Raw genomic sequence first — 12,628 nt, forward strand, 5'->3', positions numbered from 1 at the left:
GGGGATCCATCACCCGGAAATAGATGACCGCGTTGACCTTGAGCGAAACGTTGTCCTTGGTTATCACATCCTGCGGCGGCACGTCCATCGCGATCGTGCGCAGGCTGATCTTGACCATCCGGTCGATCATCGGGATCAGGAAAAACAGTCCCGGCCCCTTGGCTTTGGGCAGCAGGCGGCCCAGGCGGAAGATCACGCCGCGCTCGTATTCACGCAAGATCTTGATCATACTGGACAGGAAAAGCACGACAATGACCAACAGGAAAAATAGCATGTAAATTTGCTGCTGCATCTGGAGCCTCCTGCTGTGAATGGAAAATATCCCGTCGCCGTTCCCGCACGGTATAACCATCACCCCGCGGGAACGGCGACACGGGCGCCGCGGTGCATCCGGGACTACTGTTCCAGCTGCTCTACGATCAGGATCAGGCGCTCCACGCCGGTAACGCGCACGGGCTTGTCGGTTTCGATGGTGCCCGAACTGCTGCGCGCGCTCCAGATTTCACTGTGGATAAACACCTTGCCTTCGGGCGCAAGCTCGCTGATAGCGCGGCCCGCTTCGCCAATGAGCCCCTCGTTGCCGGTGGTGGTCCTACTGCGCAGGCTCTGGACCGCCTTGCCCACCACGAAAACGAAAAAGGCCGCGGTCGCGATAACCGTCGGAATCAGCACTTCCCAACTGATCGATAATTCCGGCATGGTAGGTGAAAACTCTCCGCGATAAAGCATGATGGAGCCCAGCACCAGGGAGACAACGCCTCCCACGGTGAGCAGGCCGAAACTGGGGATTTTAATCTCCAAGATGAACAGTACGATCGCAAAGACTATCAGCAGCGCGGCCGCCATGTTGATCGGCAGGGTCTGGAAAGCGAAAAACGCCAGGATCAGGCTGATCCCACCCACCACGCCGGGGAAAATCAGTCCCGGGTTCGACAGCTCGAAATACAGGCCCGCCAGGCCGGCCATGAAGAGGATATAGGCTATATTGGGATCTCCCAGCCGGTCGAGTATCCGGTAGCGCCAGTTATACTCGTGGACGACTATCCGGGCTCCGGCCAGATCGAGAGTCAGCGAATCCCCGCCTACCAGCGCCACCACCCGGCCGTCGAGCATCTCCATCAGCTCTTCGACATCGGCGGCCACGTAATCGATCACACCTCGCTCGAGCGCTTCCTCCTCGGTGATCGATACGCTGTAACGCACCGCGGAGTCGGCCCAGGCTATATTGCGGCTGCGCTGGGTGGCGATAGTTTTGATGAAGGCGCGGGTGTCGTTGAGCACCTTGTCTTCCATCACCGAGCTACTGTCCCCGCCGCCCATGCCGCCCATGCCGATACTGACCGGGTGGGCCGCACCGATATTGGTTCCCGGCGCCATCGCGGCAATATGGGCCGCCATGGTGATAAACACACCGGCGCTGCCAGCCCGGCTGCCCGAGGGCGATACATAGACCGCAATCGGCAGGCGGCTTCCCAGCAGCAGCTTGACCAGTTCGCGGGTAGTGGTCAGCAGCCCGCCGGGCGTATCGAGTTCGATTACCAGCAGCTCGCTGCCGGACTCGACAGCCAGGGCGTGTTTCTCGCGGATAAACTCCTCGCTGACCGGTCCGATCATCCCGTTGACCCTGGCCACGTCAACCCGGGGCGCGGCGTTTATTCCGGTTACGGGAGCGCCGAACAGCGCTACCGCCAGCAGCAAGCCGGTTATGAGATGAGACTTTTTCATTTGTCGAGCGATCCGATAGTGACTGTTCAAAGGCCGGCCGGCGCTGATACTTCCGGCCGCGGCCGTGTGCGGGGAGCGCCGCGGGTGCTCCGCACCGGCTAGGGCACCTGCTTCAAGTTGCCACAAACCGCCGGCCATGTCAATAACACAAGGGTCGCCGGCGGCAGACTCGGGGACTCAGCCGTCGAACACACCGACCTTGACCTTGGCCGGGCGAATCAGCTTATCGCCGATCTTATAGCCGACCTCGAGTATTTCCACAACGGCCTGGTCCTGCTTCTCATCATCCACCGGCTCGGTCATCACCGCCTCGTGGAGGTTGTAGTCGACAGGCACGCCGGTTTCGTTGACCGCCTCCACACCGTGCTGAGCGAGCACTTTTTGCAGGGTCTTATGCATCAGCTCCACGCCCTGCACAAACCCGCCGTCGAGTTCACTCTGCGAGTTTTCCACGTGCTGGAAAAAGCGCTCGAAAGCATCGACCAGGCCCAGGATATCGCGGAATACGCCCGCCTTGACATAGCCCGCCAACTCGGATTTTTCTTTTGCGGTACGGCGTTTGAAATTGTCCAGTTCCGCCACCGCCCGCAGGTGCTTATCCGTGGCGTCGGCCAGTTCCTGTTCCAACTCCCCGATTTTCGCCAGGGCTTCGTCGAGTTCACCACCTGGCTGTTCCGCGTCCGTTTCCGTAGAGACTTCGACCTCGACACCGGCGTTTTCAGTTTCAACAGGCTTCTTGCTCTTCTTTTTTTTGTCCGCCTTGGTCATCAACACCTCACTCAAACGTTTATATCACCCGATTCGGCCCCTTAAACGATCTGGTGCACAGCAGTTGAAGAAAAACTATTGCTTTAATTCCAAGTACCCGTTAAATTAAGCTCTTCTTAAGTTTATGTCAATAAACCGTTTCGCCCGGAGCAACCCGGATCCGGGGCATCTACGGATACAGCGGCCCGCGATTTCTGGCGCCGGATGGGCAGGCTAAACTCGTAACGCGCAGGGAGGCAGCCGGATGAAGTTGCACACTCCGAAAGAAATGGCCGAAAAGGGCGGCTCCAAGTACCAGGGCTGCGTGATCGCGGCCAAGTACGCACGCAAGCTGCACAACCAGTACCGCGACTCCACCCAGTTCCTGGACAAGAAATTCACAACCGAGTCGCTGGACAAGCTGTCCGAGGGTAATCTGAATTACGAGATCGTCGACCGCAGGATGAGCAAGAAGAAAGCCAAGTCCATTTTCCCGGACAAGGCCTGAGTCCGACTCCCGAGAATGCAAACTGCAAAGCCCCCACCGGAATTTTTCCTGCGGGGGTTTTTTTCGCGCAGCTTAATCCTCGATAACTCAGGCCATGTAGGAAAACCGCTCCCTGTCGATCAACCCCCGTACCTCCCCGCCGCTGAAAAAAGCCTCCAGGTTGTCGAGCGCTTCCTCGATCATCCAGATCCGCTGGTCCGGGGTCGGTCCGGCGATATGGGGCGTGAGCAGCAGGTTGGGCATGTCGCGCAAGGGGCTGGCGGGGGCTGGCGGTTCGGGAAAGGTAACATCGACCGCCGCCTTGAACCGGCCGGTGCGCAGTTGTTCGATCAGCGCCTCCTCGTCGACCAGCATGCCCCGCGCGCTGTTGACCAGAACCGCCCCGGGCTTGATTCTGGAAAGCAGATCGCGGCCGATCATGCGACGGTTTCCGGGGGTGGCGGCCGCATTGATCGAGATCACGTCGCAGGTGGCGAAGATTTCCTCCACGGTCACCTGATGGAATCCCTGTGCGGCCGCCTCGTCATCGCTCAAGTACCCGCTGCTGATTACCAGCTCGACATCGAAAGGCTCGAGCAGCCTGACAAATTCCCGGGCGACCTGCCCCAGCCCGACGATCCCGACTTTCTTGCGCAGCAGGCTGACATTCCAGTCCGGCTGATATTCCCACCAGTTCCCATCCTGCTTGACCCACTCCCGGTACTCGAACAGGCTGCGCATCAGGGCCAAGGTGACACAGAGGATATACTCGGCCACCGGCTTTGACATCACCCGGGAAACGTTGCAGAGGACCAGGTCCGGTCTGATATCGAACAGTTCGGGGGATATGAAGGGCCGCACCTCGCCACCGCAATGGGAGATTATTTTGACCTCGGCGGCCGCCTCCAGCACCTCGCGGTCGATCAGCGGTGTGTTCCAGGTTGTCAGCACCGCGTCCTTGCCGCGGTAGAGGGCCGCATACTCCCGGCGGGACAATTCCCCGGGATCGACTGCCAGTTCGACCTCGCCCAGTCTCTCCAGGCGCTCCATGATATGTCCGGGCAGGAACCAGTCCCTGTAAATCGACTGCACCGGAACCAGAATTTTCGGCTCCATTACTTTTCCTTTCAGTCGGAATGAGAGCGGTCTCGCCAAAGCACGACTCTTCACGTAGCGCTTTACCGAAAAAGTTTGAATTAGAGAAATGTTAATATGTTAATCATTTACAAATTTTTTTCTTGCGGTTTTGAAAAACATGCAATAGTATAGTTTTTGCTCAATGCCACCGGAAGACCTCTCGCCGAGGAAACCGGAATACTCCGTAGAAAAAAAATCGTGTTGATAGAGTACCGTTCAATGAGTCCAGGAGGATTCTTTTCATGACCAAGGCAGATGTTGTCGAACTGATCGCCGAGAAAACCGGATTTACAGCCAAGGATGTCAAAGTCGTAGTCGAACAGTTTCTGGACGAAATAAAGGTATGTCTGCAGGACGACAAACATCTCGAAATCCGCGGTTTCGGCACGTTCAAGGTGAAAAACCACAAGGCCCGCAAGGCCCGCAATCCCAAGACCAACGAAGAGGTCTACGTGCCGTCCAAGAAAAAGGCTTTTTTCAAAGTCAGCCGGGAATTGAACAACCTGCTTAACTGAAGACTGCTGTCAGCCGGCTTCAGACAAAAGCCTTTCGCGCCGCCGCGGCACGGAAGGCTTTTTTGTTTCCAGCAACAGCGTCTGGAGCAATCCGGTATCAGCTGAATATCAGCCGGCCGAAACGCTGCGGAAGATGAAAATCAGCCGCGCCCGTGGGGCTGAACGCGCTCTCCTCCAGCGAGTCGCCGTCCTTGTCGATCCGGAACAGGTTGGCCCGCCACACATCGCCCGGACGGGGCGGCACCCTTCCGCCCAGGAACAGGTCGCTGAACGCAATCGCCATCTCGCATTCCCACCACTCGCACTCCCGGCCGCCTAGCTGTCCCTCCACGTGGACCGCGTGACTGAACCCCCGGGGGTCCCAATCGGTGAAACCCTGGAACCGCGGTCCGCGGCCCCCGGCGCCGGCTGGGACTGTATCGTTGATAATCAGGGCGTCGAACCCGGTGTTCAACGGGCTGACCTCGAGTTCGTAGTATGCTGTCAGCAGCCCGGTGGGATCGAGAAAAACTTCCACCACTTCCTCGTCGTAAATCGGCTCGTCGTGGCCGGTCATCGTGCCCCAGATATAGTTGTCCACCGCGTGGAAGCCGATATAGAGGCGTTCGTCATCGTAGAGCATGCGGGCGGTGGTGGGCTGGGAGGGTTTCCTGCCCGTAACTGTCTCCAGCAGTTCGATCACCTCGGCCCCGGCCCACGCTTCGTCGTCGAGCCGCCCGTCGATCCGGATCGGCCCGCTGGACCTGCGGACATGATATTCAGCCAGTGCGGGTAAGCCGGTCACTCTCACTTCCCCCCTTTCCTCTTTTGTTTCAGCTTGCTGATGATCTCCCTGCCCCGGGGACAGACCGCGCAGTCGTCCTGATGGCAGAGGAACGCTTCGGGGTCGGCTCTCATCATCCCGACCCCCACGTCAAGCATCTCCCGCGCGCTGGCGATCACCGAGTCGGCCCGGCCAACCTTGCCCCGTTCGAGCATCCCCCGGCGCTCCATTTCCCTGCGGACCAGCACGAACTCGGCGCTGTCGCCGGGCACCTCGCGGGGGATGTCGCTGATCACCGAACCGTCGGTGTGGCGCGCCACCACCCCAGTCTCCCAGCCCGGATAGGCCACGTCGAGAAACGGCACCTCGGCCAGCACCTCGGCCAGGTGCAGGATACTGCTGGTGCTCCAGTCGCAGCCGATATGCAGCACATACCCGTCCAGGTGAGCCAGGTGGTCCCAGGGGCTGCCGCGGCCGATATAGGAGGCGTGACGGTGCTCCTCGGCCATCTCCAGCGCTCCCGGCCCCAGGATACCGACAGAGTGGGTGGGATGGGCCGAGCGGATCACCCCCGGGTAATTGCGGAACGTCTCGGGCAGCAGACCAAGATAGGACTGGGTGACCGACAGATCGATAAGCTGGCCGCGCGGGCGAATGAACAGGGGCAGCATGATCCCGCCCCCGTCGCCCACTACCTCGCGCAGCGCCTCGATCACGCTCACCGGTCCGCCCTCGACCCAGCCGATCGCCTTGAGCGAGCTGTGTACCGCCACCCAGTGGCCACTGCCGAGCCCGAGGGCACGGAAATCGGCGACCAGCCCGGCCTTGTTAATTTTTTTATCCGGCGACATAAGCTTACCCGCAAAAAACCTGGCAATCCGTGGATTGCATTCACCCTTAGCGCAAAAGGTCAAAATACGCAAAAGGCGGTTGCAGGGCAAGTGGGTGCAGGGATATAAAAAAACCGCCGCGGCAATTTTTCATTGCCGCGGCGGCTCGTGTTTCAGCTACAGCATAAAGACGAATCGGCGGTTTAGTACATCCCGCCCATGCCGCCACCCGGAGGCATGGCCGGAGCCTTCTCATCCTCGGGCTTGTCGGTCACCATCGCCTCGGTGGTCAGCATCAGCCCGGCGATCGAGGCGGCGTTCTCGAGCGCGATGCGCACGACCTTGGTCGGGTCGATCACGCCGGCGGCGACCAGGTCCTCGATCTTGTTGGTGGCGGCGTTGTAGCCGACCGCCTTGGTCTCGTTCTTGATTTTCTCGACGATCACCGCGCCCTCGACACCGGCGTTGTTGGTGATCTGGCGCAGGGGCTCCTCGAGGGCGCGCTTGACGATATCCACGCCCACCTGCTCGTCCCCGTCACCGGCCTTGAACTTGTCCAGGACCTTGATGCAGCGCAGCAGGGCCACGCCGCCGCCGGCCACGATACCTTCCTCGACCGCGGCCTTGGTGGCGTGCAGGGCGTCCTCCACGCGGGCCTTCTTCTCCTTCATCGCCACCTCGGTGACGGCGCCCACGTTGATCACGGCCACGCCGCCGGCCAGCTTGGCCAGGCGTTCCTGGAGCTTCTCGCGGTCATAGTCGCTGGTGGTGTCATCGATCTGCTGGCGGATCTGGGCGATCCGGCCGGAGATATCGCTTTTCTTCCCGCCACCCTCGACGATGGTGGTGTTGTCCTTGTCGATGGTGATGCGCTTGGCCTTGCCCAGGTCACCGAGCACTATGTTCTCGAGTTTCAGGCCGACATCCTCGCTGATCACGCGGCCGCCGGTGAGGGTCGCGACGTCTTCGAGCATGGCCTTGCGGCGGTCACCGAAGCCGGGGGCCTTGACAGAGGCGACTTTCAGGGTGCCGCGGATCTTGTTGACCACCAGGGTGGCCAGGGCCTCGCCCTCGATGTCCTCGGCGATAATCAGCATCGGCTTGCCCTGCTGGGCCACTTTCTCCAGCACCGGCAGCAGGTCCTTCATCGTACTGATCTTCTTGTCGAAAATCAGGATGTAGGTGTCCTCGAGCAGGACTTCCATCTTGTCGCTGTCGGTGACGAAATAGGGGCTGAGATAGCCGCGGTCGAACTGCATCCCGTCGACAGTCTCCAGGAAAGTCTCGGCGGACTTGGCCTCCTCGACCGTGATCACGCCGTCCTTGCCCACCTTCTCCATCGCAGCGGCGATCAGATCGCCGATTTCCTGGTCGGTGTTGGCGCTGATCGTGCCGATCTGGCTGATCTCGAGCTTGTCCTTGCAGGGGGTGGAGAGCTTGCACAGCTCCTCGACCACCTTCTCGACCGCCTTGTCGATACCGCGCTTGATGCTCATCGCGTTGACGCCGCTGGTGACACCCTTGAGGCCGGCCTTGTAGATGACCTGGGCCAGTATGGTGGCGGTAGTGGTGCCGTCACCGGCCACGTCACTGGTCTTGGAAGCCACTTCCTTGACCATCTGGGCGCCCATGTTCTCGAACGGGTCTTCCAGTTCGATCTCCTTGGCCACGGTGACGCCGTCCTTGGTGACCGTGGGAGCGCCGAACTTTTTGTCGAGCACTACGTTGCGGCCCTTGGGGCCGAGTGTGACCTTGACCGCGTCGGTCAGTTGGTCCACACCGCGCAGCAGGCTGTTGCGGGCATCGGTGCTGAATTCAATAATTTTGGCCATAACGAAAGTCCTCCTGAACATTTCAGCGGCAGGACAGTGATCACGTCCCGGCCGCAAGCTTTGCGGTTAACTTGCTTAAGATAATCGGATTCACGAAAGAATCACCCGGCACCGGCTTCAGATGATAGCCAGTACGTCGCTCTCGCGCAGGATCAGATATTCCTTGCCGTCGATAGTGACCTCGGTGCCGGAGTATTTGCCGTAGAGCACCTTGTCGCCCTTCTTGACTTCCAAGGCGATCCGCTTGCCTTCCTCGCTCATCTTGCCCGGACCGACGGCGAAGATTTTGCCCTGCTGGGGCTTCTCCTTGGCAGTATCGGGGATAATAATGCTGCCCTTCTTCTGCTCGGTCTCTTCCAGGGGCCGAACGACCACGCGGTCAGCCAGGGGTTTGATCTTAGTAGCCATAGTGCGTACTCCGTTTCGGTTAGAGTTGAACCAGATGCAACTGCTTAACGATAACAGGGTTAAATGAAAATGTTAGCACTCGTCCCGGGTGGGTGCCAACACAGGGGATAAAAAAATTTCAACTGTCGCTGGCGGCCGACGGACATCGGCCGGAATCGGCGCAGGCGGGAGCTTGCTCCTTGGCCTTGCCCTTTCCTTTGTTTTTATAATCGGTGGCGTAGAAACCGCTGCCCTTAAACACGAACGCGACGGGACTCAGTATGCGCTGGATATCGGTGCCGTCGCACTTGTCGCAACTCAGCTCGGGAGTTTCGTTGATCCCCTGCAGGACCTCGAAACGCTTTCCGCAGCTTTTGCACTGGTATTCATAGATCGGCATCTGTGAACCTCTCGCTTAGGTTGTCGCTCACTGCATTTTCTTCCCCGATGTGAAAATGCAAGAGTCGTACCACACCGGCCGGTTATTACGGCAACCGCCGACAGACTAAAGAAAATAAAACACTTAGCGAAATTCCGCAAGGTTCCTGCCAGTACTTGATAAAAAATATACTGCCTGATTGGCAGTATATGCATGCCAATTGAGCGGCCATTGATTTTCATCGATGCCGTCTAATCGACGGCGGCAGCGGATTCACTCCCGGTTTCAGTCAGCTCGAAGCTTACGCTGTCCCCGCTTTGATTGCAGGATGCCGAGATCACCGCGCCGCGCCGCGGTTCGCCCTCGAGGATAAAGCGGGCCAGCGGACTCTGGATCTTGCGGTTGATCAGCCGCTTGAGCGGGCGGAGCGCCGATCAGGCGGGCTGATAATAACCGGGAAGCATTACGGGATTGCCGGCGAAGAAACACTCAGGCCAGATCGTTCTGCTCGCGGTAGCGCTCGGCAAGCACGATCGCCACGCAGACCAGCAGCAAGGCGGCAGCGGAGGCGATAGCGGTGTTCAGCAGGCGCCTGGGACGGTACTTGTACTCAGGCACCACCGGCTCGTCGAGCAGCACGGCGCTCGGGGTGTCGTCGGCCTCGTTGATCCTGGTTTCCTCGTACTGGGCGGTAAGCAGGAGCAGCAGCTCTTCCTGGACTTTCAGGTCCCGGAAAATCCGTGCGAAATCGAGCGAAATCTGCGGCATCTGGCTTTCAATCTTGGCGATAGTCCGGTCCAGCTCGTTGATCTCCTTCTTGAGCATCGCAATGTCCGGGTGGCGCGAGCGGTAGTACGACTGCATGACTCTCAGCTCAACCGACATGACCTCGCGCTTGGCCTCGATCAGCGCCAGCATCTCCAGGTTGCCCCGGACCGGCAGGAGGAGCAGCTCGCCCACGCCGCCCGGCTCCTCGGCAGGGACCACCAGGTTGCGGTCCTCCTGAAAACTGCGCAGGCTGTCTTCGAAAATGGTCAGCTGCGCCCTGGTCTCCTCGATTCTTTCTTCCAGGAATTGCCTTTTCGTACCGGCGGTATGGATACCCCTGTCGGTGAGAATGTTGTTGAGCTGGACGAAATATTCCGCGGCCATATCCCGCGCAAGCTGTGGGTCTTCTTTCGCCTCGACCGTAATCACCACCTGTCCCTCGGGCGGGAAATCGATCCAGGTGTGCCCCTGCAGTTCCTCGCGGGCCAGGAAGCGGTACTCGGAATCGTAGACTGTCTGGAGATCGAACTTATCGATCAGCGAGTCGGCGACCGTGCGGCTGTTGAGAATCACGACGAACAGGTACTGCGACTGGCTCATCGCCCCGATCCCGCTGGCGATCCGGCTGATCCCGCCGGGCAGGTCGGGAATCCGCGACAGGAGCATCCCCAGCCCGCTGAACGAGGAATTGTCCTGGGGCGGCATGATCACCGCCGTGGAACGGTACCAGTGGGGCAGGAAAAAGAAGTTGACCACGGCGGTCCCGGCTCCGGTCAGCAGGCAGACCATGAAGATGAGCCTCCAGCGCCTGAGCAGCAGGGCCACGGTCCGCATGGGATGCAGGTCTCTTTCCGCCATCGGTTTACTCCGTAAATTTATCTGAACAGGACGATAATCAGCGTGCCCAGCACGCCCGCTCCGATCGTGATATACCGATCCGGGCGGAACTTCTCCGGCACGTAGATCATATCTCCCGGATAGACCGGGTCGGTGAGGGCGGCGTCGTACTCTCCGCCGGTGGAGCGCCGCAGGACTATTTTATCCGAGCTTCCCAGCCAGTTCGGGGCGCCGGCATGGCCAAGATAGTCCTGGACCGTCCAGCCCGGCCGGTACTGGTATTCACCGGCGAAATTAGTGCTGCCGGTAACGTAAACCCAGTTTTTCCTCATCGGGAACTCGTAGTACTGTCCCTTCTCCAGCGGTGCGGTCAGCATATCGCGTGTTAAGGCCTCCACTTCCTCACTGCTGGGCACCCCCCTGCTGACCATCACGTTGCCCACCAGGCTGGTGTCGTCCATCTGGGGCACGCCGGTCAGTTCCAGGAGGTCGAGCAGGGTTTCACCGGGGAAAAACTCAACCGCATACTGGGTTTCCGCATCCTTTATGTTGTTGTTGATCCGCACCGAATCCGTGCCGTAGATATACGGGAAGCGGCCGCTTAAAATAACGTAATCCTCTACGGCGGGGACTTCCACAATCGCCCCGTCGGAGAGCTGCGGGTTGTCGGCAAGCTTGCCGCTCGATTTGTAGCGCAGCATGTCCACTTCTTTCAGCAGCTTGCGGTCGTTGTCGTAGAGTCTGATCCTGCGCATGCTGCCCCCCGGCTGGATACCGCCGGCGACCCGGATCAGGTCGTTGACCCGGTCCAGGGCCGTGGCCTTGAACGCGCCGGGGGTCCGGACAGCCCCGGTGATATAGGCTCTGAACGTGCGCGGATTGACCAGGGTCAGCGAAATCGTGATATCCCGGGTGAAATATTTGTGCAGCTTCTCCGCCACGTGCCTTTCCGCCTCGGCCAGCGACAAGCCGGCCACGTCCACCACCCCCTCGGGCGGGACCAGCAGCCTGCCCTCGGCGCTGACATACATGCTTTTGCTCACGGCCGGTTCCACGCCCCAGACGGAAAACATGATCAGTCTCCCGGACCCAGCAAATATTTTTCCCGGTCAATCGCGCCCTCGAGCGGGATCAGCTCGATATCCCGCATATCGAGCGTGGGCTTGCGCTCATCGTCTAGAATTTCGTCCTCGAACACGCCGGGCAGCGACTTCCGCGTCCTGTCCAACTGGCCCACCGCCGGCAAAGCCGGGATCACGGCCAGCAGGACCATCAGCAGGCAAACCCTGTCAAGCGCTCGTATCATCATCAATTCCGGTTGAGAATAATTCCCGGTTAACCCCGGGCGCTGGTCAACAGCCTTAACAACCCGGCGGAACAGGCCATAAATTAAATACTATGCCGATTTAAAACAACCGTTAAATTAGAACGTTACGGACACGGCCACACCGGACCGTGCGGATTTTACCCGGCTGTCAGCGGCAATCAGGGAGGGGGGCCAGTGGATTTTGCAATTTATCGCGACCAGAGATGATTGTACTTGCAATCCGCCGCCTTGTCCAGTAAAAAGCTCGTTTCAGTGTTTACAGCCCTCTGGCCGGCTAGTATGTTGAGATGGGCGTAGTGAAGAGGATTGTATCTGCCTGAACTGAACCCGGATAGGGAATGAAAGCGGGAAAATTTATTATCTCCGTACTGGCCGGCGGCTCGCTGGCCCTGGGCGGCCGTCTGGCACTGCGGGCACGCAAAAAGCGCCTGGCCGAGGCCCGCAGGGTACGCAACCTGCTGGTGCGGATAGTCAATCTGGCGCTGCGCACTCTCTCCGAGATGCGCGGCGGAGGTAAGGTAAGCGCCTCGGAAGCATATTATTTCACCTGGATTACCGAGCGGGCAGCCGCCAGACACCATATCGAGATGCCAAGCTTCAAGTTCGGCGTGCGCGACGGGGCGCTGGCCAGCAGCAGGCTGACCCTGATCCTGCGCAGGATGTTGCGCGACGGAGTATTAAAGATCGAAGACAGCTACCTGGAACCGGTCTGGGACGCGGAGTTGCCCGAACTGGACGACAAACAGCAGACGGTACTCGAAAAATGCGGCATGATTATCGACGAGGTGGCAGCGCAGTGGGACGACGAGGCGCCCGAGGACCGGCTTGTGCGGTTCGGCAAACTGTTCAAGTAAACTTGACAGCAGCCGGCTAAGAGTGGATAATCGGAACAGG

The 12,628-nt window shown here is 59.5% G+C and carries 14 protein-coding genes and 2 pseudogenes (1 of these 16 only partly in view); 3 read left to right on the forward strand and 13 right to left on the reverse strand.

Annotation, left to right across the window (positions count from 1 at the left end; genetic code table 11):
* The 3 genes and pseudogenes from FVQ81_05635 to FVQ81_05645 form a co-directional block, all read right to left on the reverse strand.
* Positions 1-292 (reverse strand): annotated as a pseudogene (locus tag FVQ81_05635) (slipin family protein) (it extends 497 nt beyond the left edge of the window).
* Positions 293-396: 104 nt separating this feature from the next.
* Entirely contained in the window at positions 397-1,725 is a 1,329-nt protein-coding gene (locus FVQ81_05640; protein MBW7996050.1) for a nodulation protein NfeD, read from the reverse strand.
* A 177-nt stretch (positions 1,726-1,902) separates the two neighbouring features.
* On the reverse strand, positions 1,903-2,493 hold the full coding sequence (locus FVQ81_05645; GenBank protein MBW7996051.1) for a nucleotide exchange factor GrpE: 591 nt from the start codon (positions 2,491-2,493) through the stop codon (positions 1,903-1,905).
* Positions 2,494-2,737: 244 nt separating this feature from the next.
* On the opposite strand from FVQ81_05645, the gene FVQ81_05650 reads away from it, so the two are divergent.
* Positions 2,738-2,980 carry a DNA-directed RNA polymerase subunit omega gene (locus FVQ81_05650; protein MBW7996052.1) on the forward strand — a complete coding sequence of 81 codons (243 nt, stop codon included), beginning with the start codon at positions 2,738-2,740 and terminating at the stop codon, positions 2,978-2,980.
* Between the two features lie 87 nt (positions 2,981-3,067).
* Here the strand turns inward: FVQ81_05650 and FVQ81_05655 are convergent, their stop codons facing one another.
* Positions 3,068-4,075, reverse strand: a complete 1,008-nt coding sequence (locus tag FVQ81_05655) for a hydroxyacid dehydrogenase (GenBank protein MBW7996053.1) — start codon at positions 4,073-4,075, stop codon at positions 3,068-3,070.
* Between the two features lie 263 nt (positions 4,076-4,338).
* Here FVQ81_05655 and FVQ81_05660 point away from each other — a divergent pair, with 263 nt between their 5' ends.
* Complete coding sequence (locus FVQ81_05660) at positions 4,339-4,611, forward strand: integration host factor subunit beta (GenBank protein ID MBW7996054.1); 273 nt, start codon at positions 4,339-4,341, stop codon at positions 4,609-4,611.
* Between the two features lie 97 nt (positions 4,612-4,708).
* Here FVQ81_05660 and FVQ81_05665 read toward each other — a convergent pair whose 3' ends face one another.
* The 9 genes and pseudogenes from FVQ81_05665 to FVQ81_05705 form a co-directional block, all read right to left on the reverse strand.
* Positions 4,709-5,482, reverse strand: coding sequence for a hypothetical protein (locus tag FVQ81_05665; GenBank protein MBW7996055.1), 774 nt, complete (start codon positions 5,480-5,482; stop codon positions 4,709-4,711).
* Complete coding sequence (locus FVQ81_05670) at positions 5,398-6,225, reverse strand: AAC(3) family N-acetyltransferase (protein ID MBW7996056.1); 828 nt, start codon at positions 6,223-6,225, stop codon at positions 5,398-5,400. The genes FVQ81_05665 and FVQ81_05670 overlap by 85 nt, the downstream gene beginning before the upstream one ends.
* A gap of 182 nt (positions 6,226-6,407) precedes the next feature.
* Positions 6,408-8,036 carry a chaperonin GroEL gene (groL, locus tag FVQ81_05675; protein MBW7996057.1) on the reverse strand — a complete coding sequence of 543 codons (1,629 nt, stop codon included), beginning with the start codon at positions 8,034-8,036 and terminating at the stop codon, positions 6,408-6,410.
* Positions 8,037-8,153: 117 nt separating this feature from the next.
* Complete coding sequence (locus tag FVQ81_05680) at positions 8,154-8,444, reverse strand: co-chaperone GroES (GenBank protein MBW7996058.1); 291 nt, start codon at positions 8,442-8,444, stop codon at positions 8,154-8,156.
* Between the two features lie 118 nt (positions 8,445-8,562).
* Positions 8,563-8,823: a zinc ribbon domain-containing protein gene (locus FVQ81_05685; GenBank protein MBW7996059.1), complete on the reverse strand. Its 261-nt coding sequence runs from the start codon at positions 8,821-8,823 to the stop codon at positions 8,563-8,565.
* Between the two features lie 230 nt (positions 8,824-9,053).
* Positions 9,054-9,266: pseudogene (locus FVQ81_05690) on the reverse strand (hypothetical protein).
* A gap of 25 nt (positions 9,267-9,291) precedes the next feature.
* A complete protein-coding gene (locus FVQ81_05695) occupies positions 9,292-10,428 on the reverse strand; it encodes a hypothetical protein (protein MBW7996060.1) in 1,137 nt (378 codons plus the stop codon).
* Positions 10,429-10,445: 17 nt separating this feature from the next.
* Positions 10,446-11,480, reverse strand: coding sequence for a hypothetical protein (locus FVQ81_05700; GenBank protein MBW7996061.1), 1,035 nt, complete (start codon positions 11,478-11,480; stop codon positions 10,446-10,448).
* Positions 11,481-11,482: 2 nt separating this feature from the next.
* The gene (locus tag FVQ81_05705) at positions 11,483-11,713 is read right to left on the reverse strand and encodes a hypothetical protein (protein MBW7996062.1); all 231 of its coding nucleotides are present in this window, start codon (positions 11,711-11,713) and stop codon (positions 11,483-11,485) included.
* 359 nt (positions 11,714-12,072) lie between these two features.
* Between FVQ81_05705 and FVQ81_05710 the strand changes: the two genes are divergently transcribed.
* The gene (locus tag FVQ81_05710; protein ID MBW7996063.1) at positions 12,073-12,588 is read left to right on the forward strand and encodes a hypothetical protein; all 516 of its coding nucleotides are present in this window, start codon (positions 12,073-12,075) and stop codon (positions 12,586-12,588) included.
* Positions 12,589-12,628 lie beyond the last annotated feature (40 nt).

It is taken from the genome of Candidatus Glassbacteria bacterium (assembly GCA_019456185.1).
Lineage (GTDB): Bacteria > Gemmatimonadota > Glassbacteria > GWA2-58-10 > GWA2-58-10 > JAJRTS01.